The sequence below is a fragment of the Flavobacterium araucananum genome, assembly GCF_002222055.1.
Classification (GTDB): Bacteria; Bacteroidota; Bacteroidia; order Flavobacteriales; family Flavobacteriaceae; genus Flavobacterium; species Flavobacterium araucananum.
Genome location: NZ_MUGS01000122.1, coordinates 1 through 2,962 on the forward strand (window position 1 = coordinate 1; position 2,962 = coordinate 2,962).

Sequence of the window (2,962 nt, forward strand, 5' to 3'; positions counted from 1 at the left end):
ATATATATCATAATTTATAATATGTTTAATATCAATTTGCGATCCTGGTAAAAATGCTTCTATATCAAGCACATCCACTATCATTCCACCATTGGTTCTTGATTTTATTATTCCGGAAATCAATGTTTGATTTTCAAATGCCTTAATATATAAAGCCTCGTAAAGAGATGGTCTAATTTTTTTTAAAATTTGCCAAAAAGTATTTTCTGTAAAGCCAATATTATAATTATGAATATAATCGGCAGTACAGAGTAGTTTAAAGTGATTTGTTTTTAGTAGAAAAGGAGATTCAGATTTTAAATACTTATATGCCTTTTCTATTAAATAAATTTCAATTGATACAAATAAGGCTTTCAGTTCGTAATTACCAAGAATTTTATTAATTGCTTTGCTTTCGGGAACAAATTGAATTGCTTTTCCTTTGTAAGATTGGGAAAAGTTTAAGTCTAAAGCATAAAAGGATGTAATTTCGCTGTCTATAACATTATTATTTGAATTATTTTGTAATAATAAATCTTTTAACTGCTTAGATTTATTAACACCTAACGAAGACTCATGAAGAAAACCAAAACCGTAATGTGATTTGGCTTTTTCACTTAATAGCATTTCAGGTTCTCTTAATAAAATATTCTTGTTAAAAATATTTTCATCAATCTTAACTTCAAATCCTTTCGAGGTAATTGAGAAAATTTTTCCTTTTATTTTTTTAAAATTTAGAAACTCATCAAACCAAATTAATGACATAAATGAGTTCCTTAGTTCATCTACTAATGTAACAAATTTGACAAAATGAGTTTCAGCTTCTTTTTCATCCAACTGTTCTAAAAAAAATAACAATGTTTCGAAGTAACTATTTGAAAGTTTAAGATAATGATGTAGTATATCTTTTTTGTATTCTTCACTGAACGTTTTGAGGATGGAAATATTGTTTGTAAAACCTAAAAAAAATGAATCAATTTCTATACTAAAATCATAATTATTAAACGGATAGTTAAATTGTTTTAAAAATCTAAAAAAATCTAGATTAGCATAATCACTCTTTTCTAATTGAGCTATAGTTTCAGTAATTGTTTTATTGTATTTAGAATCTGATAAATCAAGTTTCTTGTCAGTAATCAAATCAATTAGGAAAATGGAAATTAAGACTGAATAATTAGATTTATTTTCACTGCCTTTTAATGATATTGAAAGTTTATTTAATTGGTTTAAAAATGAGTCCGTTAGATCATGAATTTTATAAGAATATGCCAATCGCTGTAAAAAAGCGTTTACAAAGGCACAATAATTAGCTGAAATTTTCTCGTTGTATTCATCAGAAAAGTAAAAAAAGAAAAACTCAATTTCTTTTTCACTATACTCTTCTATAACAACTGAAAGTGAATTTCGAAAAAAGGTCTTTAAATATAAATCATTACTGTTGTCAAAGAATTTTTTTAACACTAGCATTATTTCAGGAGAGAAATTTAAATTTTTTATCGATAAAAGTATTTCCCTAAACTCACTGGTTAAATCAATTGTTAAGCGTGGATTTTTTGCACGTTTAGAAATTTTTGAAGAATATTTATATCTTTCATTTACCCATTCATTAAATATCTTAAGGAATTTTTCCTTTGTTTCTTCTTTTAACCTATGTGAATCTGACGATTTACTAATTTCAGTTGGCAAAATCCAAGAGCCTTTTTTGAAAATTGAATCGACGAATGCAATTTTATCGTTTTCAGTTAAATCATCAACAAAGAATTTTAAAATTCCATGTGATCTCACATCCTTTGGATCGTATTTGTTTAGTATCAGATTAAACATTACTTATATTCATATTTTAAATAATGTGAACAGAAAAATTCTAAATAACTCTGATGATAAAATTGAATTAGTTCTTCGTTCTTTGAAAGTATCTCAAGTTCATATCCAATTCTGCTTACATAACCAGCATTAAATTTTTCTAGGCCATATTTTTCCGATGCTTCATTTAACATTTTACTAAAACTAAACTCATGAACGGATGCATTAGTTTTATATTTAGCATATATTTCATTTGCTGCATATGATAATAATAATTTAAAATTATTCACATTTAATAATGGATCCTTTTTTTCATCCTTTTCTCTTCTAAGTAAAATGTTTAAAAATTTTTCAATAATTTGGCTTTCTTTTTCTGGTAAATCATTTTCAATTTTAATAATTTCAATTGCTCTAGTCAATATTAAAGGTCGAAGTAATAATTCTTGTATGTTACTTTTTGAATTTAGAATTTTTAATACTTGATTGGATTGTTCTTGAGAATTGTTGCAATTTTTTAATACAAATTCTTCAATTTGATTTTTACTTAATTTTTGTATTATAAAGGTTGGTATGTTAAACATATTATTTTGATAACTATCGAATTCATAACGATCAGTAATAATTATACTTAAATTGGGATAGTCCTCTATAATAGAATCAATTTCTTGTAGTTTGATTTTTTTTGATTCTCTGTTTTCTACTATTTCATTCAGACCATCTAAATATATTTTAATTTCATTAGTTTTATAAAGTTCTTCAACATCCTCGTAGCCAATATTTAGTTTTTTTGCAATACTTTCTGTTATGCTTTCGTTCGCAGTAAGATTACCTAATGTTACTAAAACGGGTATTTGTGAGTTTAAAGGTGTTTCTATCCATTTGAGAGTGTCTTTGTAGACAAGGTGTTCTAAGGTAGTTGTTTTACCGGAGCCCCCTTGTCCAAGAATTCTCATTCTTGTTGTGTTTTTTGTAATCAAATCTTCTATGAAGCCATTTTTACTTGTTTCGTTTTGATTCGCAAGTTCTTTTAGGATTAAAGAAACAAATTTGGAATTTTGTTTTTTCGTTTTTTCAAGTTGTGATTTAATATATTCATCGAAATCTTTTTTCTTATAATTTTCCTTTTTTATTGCATTTAATAGTTCTTTTTTGAAAAAGTTAATTATCCATAATTCAGTTA

At 25.5% G+C, this 2,962-nt stretch carries 1 protein-coding gene and 1 pseudogene; both read right to left on the bottom strand.

Annotation, left to right across the window (positions count from 1 at the left end; genetic code table 11):
• Window positions 1–1,803, bottom strand: a pseudogene (locus tag B0A64_RS25800) (hypothetical protein); the annotation flags it as partial.
• A partial coding sequence (locus tag B0A64_RS25360; protein ID WP_165769879.1) for an NACHT domain-containing protein occupies window positions 1,803–2,962 on the bottom strand: 1,160 nt, incomplete at its 5' end. The gene B0A64_RS25360 and the pseudogene B0A64_RS25800, both read right to left, overlap by 1 nt.